At 33.0% G+C, this 16,203-nt stretch carries 18 protein-coding genes; 6 read left to right on the forward strand and 12 right to left on the reverse strand.

Annotated features, from left to right (window positions below; translation table 11 throughout):
- The first annotated feature begins 20 nt into the window (after nucleotides 1-20).
- Entirely contained in the window at nucleotides 21-1,034 is a 1,014-nt protein-coding gene (locus MVE07_RS05025; RefSeq protein ID WP_297454881.1) for an aspartate-semialdehyde dehydrogenase, read from the forward strand.
- Between the two features lie 27 nt (nucleotides 1,035-1,061).
- Here MVE07_RS05025 and MVE07_RS05030 read toward each other — a convergent pair whose 3' ends face one another.
- On the reverse strand, nucleotides 1,062-1,661 hold the full coding sequence (locus MVE07_RS05030) for a bifunctional nuclease family protein (protein WP_297454884.1): 600 nt from the start codon (nucleotides 1,659-1,661) through the stop codon (nucleotides 1,062-1,064).
- Between the two features lie 168 nt (nucleotides 1,662-1,829).
- Here MVE07_RS05030 and MVE07_RS05035 point away from each other — a divergent pair, with 168 nt between their 5' ends.
- Nucleotides 1,830-2,249 carry a DUF2203 domain-containing protein gene (locus MVE07_RS05035; protein WP_297454887.1) on the forward strand — a complete coding sequence of 140 codons (420 nt, stop codon included), beginning with the start codon at nucleotides 1,830-1,832 and terminating at the stop codon, nucleotides 2,247-2,249.
- Nucleotides 2,250-2,290: 41 nt separating this feature from the next.
- On the forward strand, nucleotides 2,291-3,076 hold the full coding sequence (locus MVE07_RS05040; RefSeq protein ID WP_297454890.1) for a nucleotidyltransferase domain-containing protein: 786 nt from the start codon (nucleotides 2,291-2,293) through the stop codon (nucleotides 3,074-3,076).
- A 123-nt stretch (nucleotides 3,077-3,199) separates the two neighbouring features.
- Here the strand turns inward: MVE07_RS05040 and surE are convergent, their stop codons facing one another.
- On the reverse strand, nucleotides 3,200-3,970 hold the full coding sequence (gene surE, locus MVE07_RS05045; RefSeq protein WP_297454893.1) for a 5'/3'-nucleotidase SurE: 771 nt from the start codon (nucleotides 3,968-3,970) through the stop codon (nucleotides 3,200-3,202).
- Between the two features lie 127 nt (nucleotides 3,971-4,097).
- Here surE and bioB point away from each other — a divergent pair, with 127 nt between their 5' ends.
- Complete coding sequence (gene bioB, locus MVE07_RS05050; RefSeq protein ID WP_297454896.1) at nucleotides 4,098-5,132, forward strand: biotin synthase BioB; 1,035 nt, start codon at nucleotides 4,098-4,100, stop codon at nucleotides 5,130-5,132.
- On the opposite strand, the gene MVE07_RS05055 is transcribed toward bioB, so the two are convergent.
- From MVE07_RS05055 to mazG, 9 genes are all read right to left on the reverse strand, one after another.
- Nucleotides 5,071-5,937, reverse strand: a complete 867-nt coding sequence (locus MVE07_RS05055) for a hypothetical protein (RefSeq protein ID WP_297454899.1) — start codon at nucleotides 5,935-5,937, stop codon at nucleotides 5,071-5,073. The genes bioB and MVE07_RS05055 overlap by 62 nt on opposite strands.
- Nucleotides 5,918-7,684 (reverse strand): hypothetical protein, encoded by a 1,767-nt coding sequence (locus MVE07_RS05060; RefSeq protein WP_297454901.1) that lies wholly within the window; start codon nucleotides 7,682-7,684, stop codon nucleotides 5,918-5,920. The genes MVE07_RS05055 and MVE07_RS05060 overlap by 20 nt, the downstream gene beginning before the upstream one ends.
- 1 nt (nucleotide 7,685) lies before the next feature.
- Nucleotides 7,686-8,579, reverse strand: a complete 894-nt coding sequence (locus tag MVE07_RS05065) for a hypothetical protein (RefSeq protein WP_297454904.1) — start codon at nucleotides 8,577-8,579, stop codon at nucleotides 7,686-7,688.
- On the reverse strand, nucleotides 8,576-9,850 hold the full coding sequence (locus MVE07_RS05070) for a glycosyltransferase family 2 protein (protein ID WP_297454907.1): 1,275 nt from the start codon (nucleotides 9,848-9,850) through the stop codon (nucleotides 8,576-8,578). The genes MVE07_RS05065 and MVE07_RS05070 overlap by 4 nt, the downstream gene beginning before the upstream one ends.
- Nucleotides 9,838-10,620 carry a hypothetical protein gene (locus MVE07_RS05075; RefSeq protein WP_297454909.1) on the reverse strand — a complete coding sequence of 261 codons (783 nt, stop codon included), beginning with the start codon at nucleotides 10,618-10,620 and terminating at the stop codon, nucleotides 9,838-9,840. Before MVE07_RS05075 ends, MVE07_RS05070 begins: the two co-directional genes overlap by 13 nt.
- Before the next feature lie 3 nt (nucleotides 10,621-10,623).
- On the reverse strand, nucleotides 10,624-11,406 hold the full coding sequence (locus MVE07_RS05080) for a YaiO family outer membrane beta-barrel protein (RefSeq protein ID WP_297454911.1): 783 nt from the start codon (nucleotides 11,404-11,406) through the stop codon (nucleotides 10,624-10,626).
- Entirely contained in the window at nucleotides 11,403-12,608 is a 1,206-nt protein-coding gene (wecB, locus tag MVE07_RS05085) for a UDP-N-acetylglucosamine 2-epimerase (non-hydrolyzing) (protein WP_297454914.1), read from the reverse strand. The genes MVE07_RS05080 and wecB overlap by 4 nt, the downstream gene beginning before the upstream one ends.
- Nucleotides 12,609-12,728: 120 nt before the next feature.
- Nucleotides 12,729-13,601 (reverse strand): MBL fold metallo-hydrolase, encoded by an 873-nt coding sequence (locus MVE07_RS05090; protein WP_297454916.1) that lies wholly within the window; start codon nucleotides 13,599-13,601, stop codon nucleotides 12,729-12,731.
- Nucleotides 13,555-14,331 (reverse strand): nucleoside triphosphate pyrophosphohydrolase, encoded by a 777-nt coding sequence (mazG, locus tag MVE07_RS05095; protein WP_297454919.1) that lies wholly within the window; start codon nucleotides 14,329-14,331, stop codon nucleotides 13,555-13,557. The genes MVE07_RS05090 and mazG overlap by 47 nt, the downstream gene beginning before the upstream one ends.
- A gap of 61 nt (nucleotides 14,332-14,392) precedes the next feature.
- Between mazG and upp the strand changes: the two genes are divergently transcribed.
- A complete protein-coding gene (gene upp, locus MVE07_RS05100; RefSeq protein WP_297454921.1) occupies nucleotides 14,393-15,016 on the forward strand; it encodes a uracil phosphoribosyltransferase in 624 nt (207 codons plus the stop codon).
- Nucleotides 15,017-15,019: 3 nt separating this feature from the next.
- Nucleotides 15,020-15,616, forward strand: a complete 597-nt coding sequence (locus MVE07_RS05105) for a LysE family translocator (protein ID WP_297454924.1) — start codon at nucleotides 15,020-15,022, stop codon at nucleotides 15,614-15,616.
- Here the strand turns inward: MVE07_RS05105 and MVE07_RS05110 are convergent, their stop codons facing one another.
- A complete protein-coding gene (locus tag MVE07_RS05110) occupies nucleotides 15,617-16,123 on the reverse strand; it encodes a bacterioferritin (protein WP_297454927.1) in 507 nt (168 codons plus the stop codon). It abuts the gene before it with no gap.
- Nucleotides 16,124-16,203 lie beyond the last annotated feature (80 nt).

A 16,203-nucleotide genomic window follows, 5' to 3' on the forward strand; every position in this document is an offset into this window, starting at 1 on the left:
ATCAATTTCAGGAGGCATATATGAAAAATTATAACATTGCTATACTTGGAGCGACAGGTGCAGTCGGACAAACAATGCTCAGAGTATTAGAAGAAAGGAATTTTCCGGTAGATGAAATTAGACTTCTGGCATCAGAAAGGTCAGCAGGTAAAGAACTGGAATATATGGGTCTTAAATATAAAGTTGAGGCTGTTACACCTGAAGCATTTGAAGGAATAGATATAGCCCTTTTTTCTGCAGGTGGTTCAAGAAGTAAACAATGGGCTCCAATTGCTGTAGAAAAGGGTGCAGTTGTTATAGATAACAGCTCAGCTTTTAGAATGGACGATGATGTTCCGCTGGTGGTTCCTGAGGTAAACCCTGAAGATGTCAAATGGCATAAAGGAATAATCGCAAATCCTAACTGCTCAACAATACAGATGGTTGTAGCCCTTAACCCGATACACAAAGCTAAAAAAATAAAAAGGGTTATAGTTGCTACATATCAGGCTGTATCAGGTGCAGGAGCTACAGCAATAAAGGATTTAGAAGAAGAAACAAGGGCTTACTTTGAAGGTAAGTTTTATTACCCTGAGGCTCTACCAAATCATATAGCCTTTAATGTTATTCCACATATAGATGTATTTTTAGATAATGACTACACCAAAGAAGAAATGAAAATGTTCAATGAAACCAGAAAAATAATGCATGCTCCAGATATAAAAGTTTCGGCAACCTGTGCCAGAGTTCCTGTTTTTTATGGTCATAGCGAGGCTGTAACAATAGAAACAGAAGAACCTATAACTCCTGAAGAAGCAAGGGAACTACTTAAAAATGCACCGGGAATAATAGTTGAAGATGACCCTAAAAACAATATGTATCCAATGCCAATAGAAGTGGCAGGTAAAGACGAGGTTTTTGTCGGTAGAATTAGAAAAGACCTTGCATTTGATAACGGTCTTTCAATGTGGGTAGTTGCTGATAACCTTAGGAAAGGGGCTGCCACGAACGCAGTTCAGATTGCTGAATTACTCGTTGAATATGGATTAGTATAAAAATTAGGGGCTTTCAGCCCCTTTTGATTAATTTTTATCCTTCTTGTCTTCTGGTTTAATTGCAAAATCCTCAGGTTTGATATGTTCTAACATTTTTCTAAACTGTTCCAGTTCTTCATCAACTTCAGGTTTTTCTACAACTTCTGTTGTAGTTTCTTTGACTTCCTGAACTTCTTTTTCAGTTTCAGCCTTTTCTTTTGCTTCAGCTTTTTGGATAGCCTCCTGTATTTCTTTAAGGCTTACCTTTTGAACCACATTTTCTTCCAGATATATAGGTGCATCAAATCTAAGGGCGATATTAATCGCATCACTTGGTCTTGCATCAATATGTAGTTCTTCTCCATCTTTATCGATAACAATCTCAGCAATATATGCATTATCTTTTTTATCTATCACAGCCACATACTTAACCTGGCCACCTAATGTTTCAATTATATTTTTCATCAGGTCATAAGTTAATGGTCTTGGAGTTTCAACACCACTTTGTTTGATAATAATTCCTTCAGCCTCAGATACGCCAATCCAGATAGGATATATTTCATCTGTATTTTCTATATTTTCAAGCATTACTATAGGAGCACCTGTTAGAGCATCTAATCCTATATTTCTAACTCTTACCTGTATCATTTTTAAACCTCCTAATTTGATAATATCATTATCAAATTTTCTAAGTATATAATATATAATAGTTAAAAAATTTCAATACTTTTCTGCGATTACTCATATTTGCCAGTTTGGTGGTAAATTTGCCAAATTTTTATTTTTCTATATAATTTGTTATAAAAGGAGGTAGTTATGAGATACTTTACGGTTAAAGAAGCAAATAGCATTTTGCCTCAAATAAAACTGCTTGTAGATGAGATTAAAGAAAAGAGAGAAAGATTATACAAAAGTATAGATAACTATGAAGAGGAACTGGAAGGTAACAACGACGAACTGGAAATAATGTTTCTCAAAACAGAAATAAATGAAGCCAATGAAGAGATTAACGAACTTATTGAAATAATAGAAAGCTTTGGGGCCGTTGTTAAAGGAATAGACCCATTTTTAGTAGATTTTCCTGCTTTACACAAAGGAGAAGAAATTTATCTCTGCTGGCAGGAAGGGGAAGATAAGATAGAATACTGGCATAAAGTATCAGAAGGTTTTGCCGGTAGAAAGCATGTTTCCCTGCTTCAGGAACAATCAGAAGAGAGAAACAAAACAGGAATTTAAAATAGAATTTTCCTTCCTATACTCAAAATTTTGTCTTTAAAATGAAAAAAATACTAAAAAAAATAAGAGAAATAGAAAAAGATAACGATATTACAGTGCTTTATGCCTGCGAATCTGGGAGTAGGGCTTGGGGGTTTGAATCTCCTGACAGCGATTATGATATTAGGTTTATTTATGTAAATAAGCTTGACTACTACTTATCAATATTACCTCAAAGGGACACAATAGAAATCACAGAAGACCCTTTAGATTTTGCAGGCTGGGATTTAAAAAAGGCATTATTTTTACTTAGAAAATCAAATCCATCTATTATTGAGTGGTTAAATTCTCCGATAATCTATAAAAAAGATGAAGAGTTTTTTCAAAAAATAAAAGACCTTGCAAACCTTTCATTCAATCCTAAAGCGATAATGTATCACTATCTCAGTATGGCAAAAACCAATTACAGAACTTATTTAAAAACAGACCAAGTTAGAATTAAAAAATATTTTTATGTGATCCGTCCAATATTTTCGCTAATATGGATAGAAGAAAATAAAACAGTTCCACCGATAAGATTTGAAGAGCTTTTTAATCATGTCAAAATTGAAGAAAACATTAAAAATGCCATAAAGGATTTATTAGTTATCAAAAAGCAAAAGAGGGAACTGGATTTACATCCTAAAGTTGAGGAACTAAACCAATTTATTGAGGAAAAAATAGAATATTATGAAAAATTTCTGAAAAATTTTGAATTTAAGAAAAGTCTGCCAGAGATAGACAGATTTAATCAACTTTTAAAAGAAACGATATTTAAATACGACAAAAATGCTTGTAATTTTGCTTAAAAACCTGAAATTCCTTTTTTACAAAAATGGCAGGTGCTGTACAAGAATGCCGCGGCACTCAGGAGCGCGGGGATATCCCCTCAGACACCTGCCATTAAAATGTAATTTTAAATATAAAATTCACTAAAAAGACAGAAATCCTGTCTTTTCCAATATCTCTATCCCATCGTAAGCAGTTAAATCCAGTTTTATAGGAGTTATAGAAACAAAACCTTCTCTAACAGCTGTGTAGTCTGTTCCCTTTTCTCCTTCTTCCTCAAGGCTTTCTTCTCCGCCAATCCAGTAATAAACCTCTTTAGAAGGGGATATATACTTTTTAATTTCTTCTTTATACGCTCCTCTACCCTGACGGGTTAGCATGAATCCTTTTATCTTGTCTTCAGGTAAGTTTGGAAAAGATACATTTAAGAAAACCTTATCAGGAAGTCCTTTTTTCAATATCTGTCTGACTATTTTCAATGCCAGTTTTGCCATTGTTTTGAAATCCGGATTTTTTGCCGAAGCCGGAGAAAAAGCTACCGAAGGAATACCAAGAAGGGTTCCTTCCCTTGCTGCTCCAACTGTCCCGGAATAAAAGATATCATTACCAAGATTAGGACCTGTATTTATTCCAGAAATCAAAATATCCGGTTTTTTACCTTCCAGAACAACATAATAACCAAGGTGGACGCAATCGGCAGGAGTTCCATCAACTATGTAATAAAAATTTTCTTCTAATTTTTCAATTTTTAATGGTCTTGTAAATGTTAAAGAGTGGCTTGTTCCTGACATATTTCTATCAGGTGTAACAGTAACAACTTCAAAATTATTATTTAAAAGTTCCTCTCTTATTGCCTGTAAACCTTTTGAATGGTAGCCATCATCATTTACCAATAAAACTTTATATTTTTCCAATTTTACTTCCTTTAACCTTTTTGCAAATATTATACAGTCTAAAATTCATAAAAGAATATCTATAAATAGGAAATATATTTTTGTATGTGGTAAACTTGATTAAAAACATTAGTTAACGAGGTAAAGGATGAATAATATAGAAAATTTTATAAATGGTCTTGCAGAAAGAGTTCTAAACGGGGAAAAACTCACCAAAGAAGAAGGACTAAAAATATTAAATATTCCTGATGAATATTTAGACCTTTTAATAAAAGAAGCTTCAAAAGTAAGGGAAACTGTTTTCCAAAATGAAGTAGAATTCTGCTCCTTAATAAATGCAAAAAATGGTGCCTGCACAGAAGATTGTTCTTTTTGTGCCCAGTCTTCAAAATATCCTACTCCAATAAATGCCTATCCCCTCGTGCCTAAAGAAGAACTGATAGAAGGTGCACAGAAAGCTGTATCAATCAAAGCAAACAGATATTGCATAGTTACAAGCGGAAGAAGAGCAACAAAAGAAGAAGTTGAAAAAATAGCCGAAGCAGTTAGAGAGATAAAAGAAAATTTACCTGTTAAAGTATGTGTATCAATCGGAAGTGTTGATGAAGAAGACCTGAGGCTCCTAAAAGAAGCTGGGGTTGAAAGAGTTAATCATAATCTGGAAACCTCTGAACAATTTTTCCCAAATATTGTAACTACACATCCATGGAAAGAAAGATATGAAACTATCAAAAAAATCCAGAAAGTGGGGCTTTCAACCTGCACAGGTGGAATATTTGGAATAGGGGAAAGTGATGAGGATATAGTTAACCTTGCTATGACATATAGAGAACTTAATGTAGACTCAATTCCTCTGAACTTTCTGATCCCTATTCCCGGAACACCACTTGAGAACAATAAGCAACTAACCCCTGAAAAATGCATAAAAATAATAGCCCTTTTCAAATTCTTTAACCCTCAATCTGAAATAAGGCTGTGCGGTGGTAGAGAACAAAATCTTAGAGAATATCATGATAAAGCAATGGAAATTGCAAACTGCCTTATGGCAGGTGGCTATTTAACAAGGGCTGGAAGAGCTCCTGGCAAAGATGAAAAAATGATAAAAAGATTAAACAGAAAACTTATAACTCAGGGAGAACTTTTTGGGAAATATAAGCAAAAACCCGTTCAAGCGGAAACATAGACCTATACATAAAATACTGTTCTTTCGGCAGTTTTAAAGGATTAAGATGATACTGTATCAGCTCAATTAATTTCTGGCGTATTTTTGGCCTGTTATAAACAAGTCCATAAGCTACAGGAAAAATCTGGGAATATACATCCGGATAAACTTTATTCGGGTCTATAGGATATTTTTTTTCATCTTCAATCACCCAATAGAAATATCCTGTGGATAAATCATAAAAATTACACCATATACTCTCATTAAAAGATACAGCATGTTTTCTGTAATAAGAAAAATCTGGATGAGATATTTTTCCCAAAGCATAACATGCTGATAATAAACCGCCATAAGCCTCAAGATTATTCATTAAATAATTCTCAGGATGCTGAGGGTCTGATATTGTAAGGCCATTTTGCCCTCTGAGATGAACTATTAAATAGGCCATATGGAGATATTTGCTAATATTATTTCTAAATATAGAAAAGTCTTTTTTCTTCATACAATATAAATTAGTCAGAGTTAAAAATGTTCCTGCATATCCATCGGCAGAATCATAAATATTAAGGGGCTTTTCATTACCATCAAGGGTTATCTCCAAATCATAAACTGTCCCTGAGATTCCATTGCAATCTCCAATATTTACTCTATCAAGATACCAATAGATATATTTTTCAACTTCATTCAGTTGAATTCTATCTTCAAGAAGTAGATAAATTGCTGTAAGGGTGGTTATGTAAGGAATTACATAATTTTCATTTTTTACGTTAGAAAAATATTTCCATATATTCAGTGGAGGACGAAGATTATCGCAATTTACATTCATAATGAAAATTTTTTGTTTTTTTAGTTATTATTATATAATAAAAATACCTATCCTGAACATCGGATAATTTTCCGACACACATTCTTTTTGGAATAGCAATTGGTATTCCTTTTAGACTTTTGGGATTATACACATCAACAGTAAATTTATTCCCGTTTGTTTTAAAGGAAAATTTTGTCTTAACAAATCTCTCAAGGTAATTTTCAAAATAAAGCATAGGTTTTACTATAAGTTTTCCCTGTTTATATTTTTTCTCTGCATAATTAATAAATCTTAAAATTGCTTTAGGGTAATGGGGGATATCATAAGGGTGAGAATATATAAGTCTTATTGTTTTTCTATTTATAACAAAATCAACCATACCCTTTAGCCATTTTTCTACTTTTTGTCTACTATAGCCTTTTACTGACATTTCATAAAAGGAAGCAACGTTTCCAAGGGGAGTTACAGGAAATGCCCAGACTTTTTGAGAAACCATTTTTTTGTTATAGAAAGTTCTGTTAGGAGAAGAGCCAGAATCTCCTGTGTAATAATAACATTTCATCCCAAGTTCTTCTAATATTTTTGTTACTAACGGCTGCGGATGAACACCGTTTGGGGCGGAATATTCTTCTATCTTTTGGTGTGTTACTTTTTCTAAGCATTCGTTATTCATTTTTATATATTTTTTTATTTCTTTATATCCAAATTTACCAAGAGATATATTCCTTGCAAACCAGTTATGTGCCCATCCTCCATGGGAACCTGTAATTCCATATTTACTTATTATTAGAGCGAATTTTTTACCTTTTCCACAAGCATCAAAACCCTCACCATCACCAGGCTTTTCAAGGAAAGGTCCGGCTGTAATGTGATTTGAATATGTTATATCTTTCCTCAAGTATCCCTTTTTCATCATCATAGGAATTGACTTCCAATCAAGATTAGAATCAATATGCCAGTTTATAACAAGCCCTCCTTTTGCATAAGGAACATTTAATAAGTGAGGAATATGAACAATTCTGAACAGATAAAATCTTATAAACGCCCTTAGAAGTAGGTCATCACCTACTGCTTTTAAGTGGCAAAGGGGAAGATTAACAAAAAATGCTGAGCCTTCTCCGTATTTTTTTAATGAAGCACCTATCCCTTGAAATTGAGAGTTATAAACATAAGCAACTTTTTCAATTCTGCTATCTATCTGACGGGTAAGGGCAACTGGATATTTTAGCTTTCCATATTTATATCCGCTTATTGTGCTATCTATAGTTTTTCCCGGTGGAATATCTATATCTTTTAGATAAAATTTGTTTAACTTAAAATATCCAAGGGTATATGCCTTATCTTCTTCTTTAGGATACAAACAATAATTAACGCCAACCAAACTATCAAAAAGCGGTCTATCTCTATAGTGTCCATATATATCTTTAACTCCTGCATCATAAATAACAAAAATATTCCCACCATTTTTTACATATTCTTCGCTCCAGTATCTAACATCATCCGGTAACTGTTGAGCCACTTCATCAGGAAAAATTATTACAGGAAATACCTTTTTGATTTCCTCTGGAGGATAGGTCAAAAGAGAAATAGCACTCATTTTGGAAAATAAAATTCCTTCTTCTTGAAGAACACTTTCGAGGGCGTTAATCGCATATTTTCTCTTGGTTATCTGTTTTGGATTATAAACAATCAAAGCTCTAAATTCCTGTGCAAAAGTTACAGAAAAAAATAAAATAATCCCCAGCAATACGTTTATTTTTTTCATTTTACGCTATCTTCCCATATTTAGTATTTGCCTGAATATATCCGTATATTTTTACATTTTCTCCAAGAGTTACTTTTTCTCCAATGACAGATACTTTTCTATCTGGAGAGCCTACTACAACATTTTCCAGATATATGTTCTTGAATGAAAATATAGTCCCTTCTACTATTACATTTTTTAACCTAATATCCTCATCAGAAAATATATCTCCTTTCACATAAACAGGTTGAGATTTTGTTCCTTCAAGTTCTACTGGATTTTCCCTAAGACTTCCTTCTATAACCAAAGAAAATTCTTTATATTCCTGATCTTTAACTCCATAAGTGGTAACAGGATATCCGTATAACCTTGTGAATACATTATTTTTTCCAAGATGTAAATTACCTTTTGATGAACCGACAACCCCCAGCGAACATCCTGAGCCAACTTTGAGACTTTTTATCGCATCTATCCATCTAACAATAATTACATCATTTTGGATTGTGCAGTTTCCATCACAAGCAACGGCTCTTAAGAAACAATCTTCTTCTATTACCAAATCATAAAGGGCATATATCTCTTTTTTGATTATGGTTCCTTTTTTAATTGTGAAACTTCTATTATTTATTACATAGATATGATTTGGGAAAAGACTAAATGTTAAATTATTAAATTTCCCGTATTTTATATATTCTTTTTTTGATAATTGAACTTCTACGCGGGAATCTTTTGTTATAGCTGAGGCCAGAGTTAATGCTCTTGTTACTTTTTTTCTAAAAGATACAGCAAAATATCTGGGATTTTTTGTGTAATTTAGATCTATATTAAGTCGCTCTTTTCCTGAAGCAAGCACATAACTAAAAGCAAAAGGGAAAACAAACAGGAAGAATATTAAGAAAAAAACAACTTCAATCAACTTGTTACCTCTTCTTCTCTAAATCTCTCTGTTTTATCCCAGTGAACCTCTCTATCTCTTTTTATGAAATCAAGAAAGGCCTGCAAGAAACCCAGAGAGATATAAATTCCGTTGAAAACAAAATTAAACATTAAAAATGGTAATAATCTAACCCTTTTAGTAAGACCATCAATCATAGTTCCTGTAGCTATTTCATAAAATGGAGCAAAGTTTCCAAATCCAGAAAAAAGGAGGAGAACAAGCATTACAAATACAGGAGCAATTATATTTATATCCCCTAAGAAAAATAGAATAAACAGGTCTAACCAGCCAAGTAGTAATAATGCAGGTATTAGATAAACCATTAAAAGCAGAATTCCATCAAATTTTTGGAAAAATGTGAGATATTTTGATTTAAGGACTTTGAAAAAGTATTTAAACATTACTTGATTATGTCCCCTTGACCATCTTTTGACCTGTCTTGCACGGACATCCCAGTCTTCAGGAGCTTCTTCCCAGCATTCTGCTCTGTTTGCATAAACAACTTTATAGCCTGAAGTATACATTCTGTATGTTAACTCTGTATCTTCTGCTAAAACATTCTCATCAAAACCGCCTGTTTCTAATACTATATCCTTTCTAAATCCTCCAACTGTTCCACCATATTGGGGTATCAAATTCAAATTATATCTTGCTTGCTGGTCAACCTGATATCCTCCACATCTTTCTAAATCAAGTAGTTTTGTAAGAAGATTTTTATCTGCATTAATAGGGATAACTCTTCCCATAACTGCTCCCACAATTGGGTCTTTAAAATTAACTGCAAGTTCTTTAATTATCCCTTTTGGTGGCAAATAATCAGCATCAAATATGAGGACAATTTCTCCCTTTGCAATTTTTAATGCATCATTCAAGCCAGCCGGTTTACCCCTTTTTCCTGTATATCTATGTAATGGATGAATAAAACTATATTTCTGTGCAAACTCATCAACTATTTCCTTTGTTTTATCTTCGGAATGGTCGTTTATAGGAATTATTTCATATCTATCCTTAGGATAATCTGCCTCTACCAGCAGTTTCAGTATATTAGGTGCCACTTTCTCTTCATTATGCATCGGAACAAGAACTGAAATAGAAGGCAGTTCATCATCAATTATGTCACCGTAAAATATTCTCTGTTTTCCAAGAAGTCTGTCGTAAGCAAATATAAGATGCCTTATAGCATATAAGGCACACAGACCGGCTACAGCAAGTATATAACCTTTAAGTATCAAAATAATTATTCCACCCATCGCCACTCATCAACCTTTTTAAGTAAAGAAGCTGTTACAAAACTTACAAAAAATCCATAAAGCATTACAGCATATATATAGTCAACAATGATGCCAAAACCTAAAAAGAGCACAGGCATAAATATATATGTATATTCCTTAAGGACTATGATTATTAATAAATATCTTAGAAATCCCAGCACTATTACAGATAGGCTTATCAATACATAAACAACTATTTTTAAGAAAAAGTTGGCGGGAATAGGTGCAATCAACAAACCAAAAATAAACATAAGAACAGCCCAATTTACAACAGATGTGCTAATGTATAAATATGAAAAACTGGATAAACTATAGGGAAAATACTGAGGGAAAAATATAAAATACAAAGATGAAAGAATATTTATAAATACCAGGACAAAAATTGTCATAGATATATTTTTTAAGTATTTATTTTTATAAAGTATGATTGCAAGTATAAAAGAAACAATTAATGTCACAATAGAAAAACTTTTTGTAGGGTATTTACCGTATGTTTCTATATAGGGAACATCAAAGATTAAAAAATTTTTGTGATTAATATCAAATACTGCAGACACATAAAGTGTATCTAAAAACTGTTTACAAAATTCTATGCCTTTTTCCAGTATAAGAGGAAAAAATGTAAATACCGCTATAAAAACAAGAAAAATAGCTACAAAACTTCCTATTAATTCAAAGGTATCAAGCTTAATTATTCTATATGCCCTATGGGGTAATATTTTTTCCTTGAGGTTATCTTTTCTATTCATGACTTAAAAATCTATAAAAACTCCTCCGGATATTCTATATTTGTTATATGAATCTTCAAGTCTCATATACTCAAGTTCTCCTATTAGACCAAAAGTATTGTTTAGCCAATGTCTATGACCTATACCAATAATAGTTGAATTTTCTCTTACCTCTTCCGGATTACTGAGATTTGTAGCAAGATAAGCCTGTTTACCCCAAGATACATTTAGATATGTCCATTGGTTTTTTTCTGCTCCATATTCAAGACTAATCAAATACGAAGTTGAACGGACATCTCCCGGTTTACTTATGTTATGGAAATATCTGAATGTGCCTATAAACTTTCCATAATAAATACTTCCCCCTAAGGAAAGAACGATATCTTTATGAACGTCCCAGTATTTTATATATGTTCCGGCTGCTGTTAAAACATACTGTTGCTCAGGACCCAGCTTAAAATTAAATTCATGGTCAAGTCTATATTTTGGTAAATATTCAGAATTTGTCCCAAAAGATATTGAAGAGTATGTATAGAGCCAATCCGTCCAGTCTTTATAGGTACCTAAAACACCTAAAGCTGCACTTCCTTCTATTTTTCTGTCTATGACACTTCCACCTACAAATGGTGTCCATGTTTCACCTTCCTTTCCGTAAAGCATCATATCAATACTGTTCCACTCACCATAATCAGAATACGGGTCAAGTCTTTCATAGTTATACTGAACTTCAAAACTTTTAGGAGAAAGTGCATAAGAGTTTATAGTTACAATACCTAATAAAGCCGTTGAAAAGACTATTTTTTTCATATTATTTCTATGCCCTCCTTTATACGTTCTAAATTCATTTTCTCAGTTAATGGATAATCTTTTATAAATTGTTGAAGTTCATTTTTTTCAAGTAGCTTTCTTATCCTTGATGCTGCTGTTCCATCTCCAAAAAGGTGCTTACCTTTGTTTGAAACTTCATTATAAAATTCTTTATCCTGAACAAGCCTGTTAAAGTAATATTCAATCTTATCCCTGTCACTATCCACAAGAAAACCTGCCCCGGCATCTATCACAACTGACCTTTCTGTAACAGTTCTTAAAACTAACACAGGAACACCTAAACTGGCACTTTCTTCTTGTAACCCTCCACTATCTGTAAGCACCAAAAATGCATTATTAAGCAAATAAATCATAGTAGGATAAGAAACTGGTTTAGTTATATATATATTATCGGGTCTGATTTGCATATGATTAGATACTATTTTTTTGACTTCAGGGTTAGGATGCATAGACCATACAAAAATAAAGTCCGGATACTTTTGGGCTAAATGTTTAATACTCTGACATATTCTAACAAGCGGTTCACCGATATTTTCTCTCCTATGGGAAGTTACAAGAATTAATCTTTTATTTTTTAAAATATCTGATGTAATTCCATATTCTCCAAGTTCCTGAAATACTTGGTTTTCATCTAAAATAGAGCTACCAAGTTTAAGGGCATCAACCACCGTATTACCAACAAGGAAAATTCTATCTGGTCTTATATTCTCCCTGAGCAGATTTTTTTTATCTATTTTTGTTGGAGGAAAATGCAAATCTGCAAGCCTCCCAACCATTTCTCTCATTAACTCTTCCGGGAAAGGAGCAAATTTACTAAAACTGCGAAGGCCTGCCTCCACATGGGCAACAGGTTTTTTGTGAAGAAAACCTACAAAAGCAGCAGTAAAGGTTGTCATTGTGTCTCCCTGAACAATGATAAAATCTGGAGAAACTTCAGAATAAACCCTATCCAGATTTTCAATAAGCATAGACGATAATTGAGGAAGAGTTCTATCCTTTGTTACATAAGCCCTTAAGTCATAATCCACATCAATATGGAAAAAATCTACTATTTGCTGGACAAGATTATGATGTTGTCCTGAATTTATAACTACAGTTTCAAATTTTTCTTTTAACTGTTTAATAACTGGGGCTAATTTTATAGCTTCAGGCCTCGTTCCAAAAACAACAGCTATTTTCATACTTCCCCCGCATACTTAGTAAGTATATACAAACATCTTAATATTAGCATAAATAGTTATAGGTTACTAAAATTTCTTAGTAGAATTATAATCGGATTTTTTCAAATAAAATTTTATATGCTAAGTTAATGCGAATAAATTATTCGGTTCAATTATTATAGCTTTATTATTTAAATTTCGTCTATTTATTTCTTCTTTAAAATGTTTTAGAGGTGCCTCCACCTGAACAAATTTAGGAATTGTATGAAAAGTCCCATAATGAATTGGGACTATAAAGTGAGCTTTAAGGTCTAAAAATGCCTTTACCGCTTCAGAAGGATTCATATGAACTTTATGCAAAATAAGAGTAGGTTCATAACCACCTATCGGGAGGAAAGCTATGTCAATTTTGAATTTTTTCCCATATTCTTTGAATCCTTCAAAATAAGCTGTATCTCCCCCAAAATAAAAGGTTTTATCCTCAATAGTTATCAAATAACTGGTAACTTCTGTATTTGGGAATAAGATTGAACGGCCTTTGTTATGTTTTACAGGTAAAGAGGTTATCTGTATTCCCTCTTTTTGTATGGTTTCAAAATGTTTTAGTTCTATGATTTCTTTGAAATGAATTCTTCCAAGCACAGGTTTTGTGTTTTCGGGAATAATCACGATACTTTCCCTGTCTAATCTCCTTAAAGTCCTCATATCAAGATGGTCATAATGGGCATGGGATATCAGGATAATATCTACTTGAGGCACAAGGTCAGGTCTCAAAGCTGGTTTTTGCCTTTTAATTCCAAATATATGGGGGCTTAAAAATGGGTCAGTCAGAATTTTTTTACCTTTATAAGAGATTAAAAATGTAGAATGCCCTAAATTTGCAATAAAATCTCTGTTTTCTTTTATTGCTGCAGTTATTTTCTGGTATATCTCTGAACTTTCATCAAGCATATATTCCTTATATAGCCTATAATCCTTTACTTTTTGCTTCCTGCCAGTAATGTTCCATATCATTTAGCGGCATCTCCTTTAGGTCAATATTTTTTTCTTTTGCTTTCTTCTCAATATAATTAAATCTTCTTATACTTCTATCTGTCGCTTCGTGTAATGCTTCTTCAGGGTCTATTCCATAAGCCCTAGCCAGATTTGTTATTGTAAGCAGTAAATCTCCAAGTTCATGTTTTATCTCTTCTGGATTTTTGGCTTCTTTCAGTTCATTAAATTCCTCTTCAACTTTTTCCATAACTTCTTGAGGGTTTTGCCAATCAAAACCTACTTTTGACATTCTTTTTTGAACTTTTACCGCTCTCATAAGGGCAGGCATACGTGCAGGAATTCCTTCAAGAATGGATTCTCTTTTTTTCTCTTTCTGTTTAATTAGTTCCCATTTTTTGAGATGGTCTTCACCCTCTAAATCTTCATATTTCTGGTCTCCAAACACATGGGGATGTCTTCTTATAAGCTTATCAATCAATGCGTTTATAACATCATTTATATCAAATTTGCCTTCGTCCTTTTTTATCTGTGCATGGAAAACCACCTGTAAAAGCAGGTCTCCAAGCTCTTCAATCATAGCGTCTGTATCATTTTTTTCTATAGCTTCAAATAGTTCATAAGCCTCTTCTATAAGGTTGTTTTTTATAGATTGACTTGTTTGCTCCCTATCCCATGGGCATTCTTTTCTGAGTCTCGCCATTATATCAACAAGTCTCTGGAAATTTTTTCCTTCTTCTCTACACTCCATAAACAGCCTCCCTCAGTGTTAGAATATTTAAGCAATATAATATATGCCTGAGGAGAAAAAAATGAAAAATGTTATAGAAGTTAATCATCCTCTTTCAAAAAATCTGGTAACAAGGCTTAGGGATATTAACACAAAACCGTATAATTTCCGTGAGTTTATATCAGAAATTGCCAGAATTTTGTTATTTGAGGCATTAAAAAATGAACCTCTGGTAGAAAAAGAAATAGATATATGGATTGGAAAGGATAAATTTCCTGTGCTTCAGGAGGAAAAATATGTATTTATTCCTATTTTAAGGGCAGGTCTTCCTATGCTGGACGGGATTTTAAAGGTAATGCCCGAGGCTGTTTCAGGATTTCTGGCGATAAAAAGAAACGAGGAAACACTTGAAAGTGTTCTTTATTATGATCGTGTTCCTCAGCTTGATGGGAAAACAGCAATAATACTTGATCCTATGGTTGCTACAGGGGGTTCACTGGATTATGCAATAAAGGTAGTTAAAGAAAAAAATCCAGAAAAAATAATTTCCCTTAATATCATTGGTGCTCCTGAAGGATTACGAAGGGTATCACAAAACCATCCGGATGTAACTATTTACATAGCCCAGATAGATGAAAAACTAAATGATAAAGGATACATAATTCCTGGTCTTGGAGATGCTGGGGACAGGGCGTATAACACTTAAGCCATGCATATAAAGGATATTATCACAGGATTTATCTTTGGAGTTTCTGCAGGTTTATCTCCTGGACCTTTAATGGCTTTGTTAATATCAGAAACATTGCAGGGACATAGAAAAAATGGCATTCTTGTTTCTATTTCTCCAATCATAACAGATATTCCGATTTTGCTAATTTCCCTTTTTATTCTGGACAAAATCAGTGAAGTGAAGCACCTGATTTCTGTTGTATATTTTCTGGGGACTTTAATACTTTTTTATTTTGGATATAAAAACTTAAAGATAAAACATTTTCAGCTTGATACTGATTTAACCGGCTCTCTGAAAAAAGGTGTTCTTTTAAATATCTTAAACCCATACACCTATTTATTCTGGTTTTTTATTGGTGCTCCTTATGTGAGGGAAGCAGGTTTTATTGGGGGTGTTTTGTTCACGGTATTTTTCTTTATAGGGATTACCGGAAGTATGATGATAATTGTTGTTTTCACAGAAAAATTAAAAAAGTTTATAGAGAGCAGGTATTATATCTACCTGCTCCGTTTTATTGGCGTTCTGTTTATAGCTCTGGGAATTATGCTACTTAAAGATGGTCTATCTAAAATTTAATTACTGACCTGCTTGGCCACCTTGTGAACCAATTCTTTTACTTCTTTCCATTGCCTGTTGTGATAGGTATTCCAGACCGAATTTTTTAAGGTTTTCATATTCTATATTGAAGGTATCATAATGCCTTTCTTCATCCATTATTACTGATTCAAAAATCTGTTTTGTTCCTGCATCCCTGTTGTTAGAGGCTTCTACTGCAAATTCGTTATACATATCTACCGCTTCTTCTTCGGCATTCATAGCCCATTTAAGCATTTCTTCTGGGTCTCTGATATGTTCCACATTTTTTGCAGGTTTCATCTCTATCTCTCCACCAAGGAAAAGAATTCTTTCTGCAAATCTTTCTGTGTGAAGCATTTCATCAATAGCTGTTCTTTTGAATATTGCTGCCAGCAAATCATAACCAAGGTCATCTAATACAAAATGAAAATACATATATTGGTGAATTGCCGTTAATTCTTCGGCTATAGCCTTGTTTAATAATTCAATAGATTTTTCCCTGTTCATAGGACAATCCTCCTGCTTTTCTAATAACGATAATGATTATTGATTAGAAAGTCAATAGGAAATTTTTGGTTTCAGAAATT

It is taken from the genome of Persephonella sp., from assembly GCF_027023985.1.
Taxonomy (GTDB): Bacteria; Aquificota; Aquificia; order Aquificales; family Hydrogenothermaceae; genus Persephonella_A.

What these genes read in the sequence shown, in the direction of transcription:
- MVE07_RS05025 (WP_297454881.1), top strand. Translation starts at nt 21, where the DNA reads ATGAAAAATTATAACATTGCTATACTTGGAGCGACAGGTGCAGTCGGA.
- MVE07_RS05055 (WP_297454899.1), bottom strand. Translation starts at nt 5,937, where the DNA reads ATGAATGTAAATTGCGATAATCTTCGTCCTCCACTGAATATATGGAAA.
- upp (WP_297454921.1), top strand. Translation starts at nt 14,393, where the DNA reads ATGAAAAATGTTATAGAAGTTAATCATCCTCTTTCAAAAAATCTGGTA.
- MVE07_RS05105 (WP_297454924.1), top strand. Translation starts at nt 15,020, where the DNA reads ATGCATATAAAGGATATTATCACAGGATTTATCTTTGGAGTTTCTGCA.
- mazG (WP_297454919.1), bottom strand. Translation starts at nt 14,331, where the DNA reads ATGGAGTGTAGAGAAGAAGGAAAAAATTTCCAGAGACTTGTTGATATA.
- wecB (WP_297454914.1), bottom strand. Translation starts at nt 12,608, where the DNA reads ATGAAAATAGCTGTTGTTTTTGGAACGAGGCCTGAAGCTATAAAATTA.
- MVE07_RS05080 (WP_297454911.1), bottom strand. Translation starts at nt 11,406, where the DNA reads ATGAAAAAAATAGTCTTTTCAACGGCTTTATTAGGTATTGTAACTATA.
- MVE07_RS05030 (WP_297454884.1), bottom strand. Translation starts at nt 1,661, where the DNA reads ATGATACAGGTAAGAGTTAGAAATATAGGATTAGATGCTCTAACAGGT.
- MVE07_RS05035 (WP_297454887.1), top strand. Translation starts at nt 1,830, where the DNA reads ATGAGATACTTTACGGTTAAAGAAGCAAATAGCATTTTGCCTCAAATA.
- MVE07_RS05075 (WP_297454909.1), bottom strand. Translation starts at nt 10,620, where the DNA reads ATGAATAGAAAAGATAACCTCAAGGAAAAAATATTACCCCATAGGGCA.
- bioB (WP_297454896.1), top strand. Translation starts at nt 4,098, where the DNA reads ATGAATAATATAGAAAATTTTATAAATGGTCTTGCAGAAAGAGTTCTA.
- MVE07_RS05060 (WP_297454901.1), bottom strand. Translation starts at nt 7,684, where the DNA reads ATGAAAAAAATAAACGTATTGCTGGGGATTATTTTATTTTTTTCTGTA.
- MVE07_RS05070 (WP_297454907.1), bottom strand. Translation starts at nt 9,850, where the DNA reads ATGGGTGGAATAATTATTTTGATACTTAAAGGTTATATACTTGCTGTA.
- MVE07_RS05110 (WP_297454927.1), bottom strand. Translation starts at nt 16,123, where the DNA reads ATGAACAGGGAAAAATCTATTGAATTATTAAACAAGGCTATAGCCGAA.
- MVE07_RS05040 (WP_297454890.1), top strand. Translation starts at nt 2,291, where the DNA reads ATGAAAAAAATACTAAAAAAAATAAGAGAAATAGAAAAAGATAACGAT.
- MVE07_RS05090 (WP_297454916.1), bottom strand. Translation starts at nt 13,601, where the DNA reads ATGATATGGAACATTACTGGCAGGAAGCAAAAAGTAAAGGATTATAGG.